1 protein-coding gene is annotated in these 1,619 nt (G+C 62.8%); it reads left to right on the top strand.

The genetic code is table 11. From position 1 onward, the window contains the following. A partial coding sequence (locus AC1DRJ_RS26960; RefSeq protein WP_477804833.1) for a molybdopterin-dependent oxidoreductase occupies positions 1–1,619 on the top strand: 1,619 nt, incomplete at both ends.

Raw genomic sequence — 1,619 nt, 5'->3', positions numbered from 1 at the left:
CCAGTACTTCCTGTGCGACCGTGGCCGTTTCGGCTATGGCTACGTCAACCGCGAAGACCGTCCGCGTCAGCCTTTGCTGGCCAACGGCACCAAGCTGAACCTCGACGAAGCGCTGGATAAGGCCGCTGAATTGCTGCGCGGTCGCAACATCGTCGGTATCGGTTCGCCACGTGCCAGCCTCGAAAGCAACTACGCGTTGCGCGAACTGGTGGGCGCCGAGCACTTCTACTCTGGTATCGAAGCCGCTGAGCTGGAACGCATTCGTCTGGTCATGCAGGTGCTGAACGACAGCCCGTTGCCGATCCCGAACATGCGCGACATCGAAGACCACGATGCAATCTTCGTCCTCGGTGAAGACCTGACTCAGACTGCGGCCCGTATGGCCCTGTCCCTGCGTCAGTCGGTCAAAGGCAAGGCCGAAGACATGGCCGACGCCATGCGCGTTCAGCCTTGGCTCGACGCCGCTGTGAAGAACATCGGTCAGCACGCGCTGCACCCACTGTTCATCGCCAGCCTGGCTGAAACCAAGCTCGACGACATCGCTGAAGAATGCGTACACGCTGCGCCAGACGACCTGGCCCGCATCGGTTTCGCCGTGGCTCACGCCCTCGACGCCAGCGCTCCAGCGGTTGAAGGCCTGGATGCTGAAGCCCTGGAACTGGCCAAGCGCATCGCCGACGCCCTGCTCGCGGCCAAGCGTCCATTGATCATTGCCGGCACCTCGTTGGGTTCCAAGGCACTGATCGAAGCGGCTGCAAACATTGCCAAAGCCCTGAAGCTGCGCGAGAAGAACGGCTCCATCAGCCTGATCGTGCCAGAGGCCAACAGCCTCGGCCTGGCCATGCTCGGTGGTGACTCGGTCGACGCAGCCCTGCAAGCGGTGATCGACGGCAAGGCCGACGCCATCGTCGTGCTGGAAAACGATCTGTACACCCGCACCGACAAAGCCCGTGTTGATGCCGCCCTGACCGCCGCGAAAGTGGTGATCGTTGCCGACCATCAGAAGACCGCCACCAGCGATCGCGCGCACCTGGTTCTGCCAGCCGCCAGCTTCGCTGAAGGCGACGGTACGTTGGTCAGCCAGGAAGGTCGCGCCCAGCGCTTCTTCCAGGTTTTCGATCCGAAATACATGGATGCCAGCATCCTGGTTCACGAAGGCTGGCGCTGGCTGCATGCCCTGCGCGCCACCCTGCTGAACCAGCCGATCAACTGGACCCAGCTGGACCACGTCACTGCTGCCGTCGCTTCGAGCACGCCGCAACTGGCGCGTATCGTTGATGCCGCACCGTCCGCCTCGTTCCGCATCAAGGGCATGAAACTGGCCCGCGAACCGCTGCGTTACTCCGGTCGTACTGCCATGCGCGCCGACATCAACGTGCACGAACCGCGTACTCCGCAAGACAACGACACCGCGTTCAACTTCTCGATGGAAGGTTACTCGGGCTCGGTCGAACCGCGTCAGCAAGTGCCATTCGCCTGGTCTCCGGGCTGGAACTCGCCGCAAGCCTGGAACAAGTTCCAGGACGAAGTCGGTGGTCACATCCGCGCTGGCGACCCGGGCACCCGCCTGATCGAAAGCACCGGTGATTCGCTGAACTGGTTCGCCGCTGTTCCACGTG

This window comes from Pseudomonas sp. P5_B2, from assembly GCF_056400445.1.
Note: the sequence above shows the minus strand (reverse complement) of the source record. Positions and strands in the feature narration are given on the sequence as shown.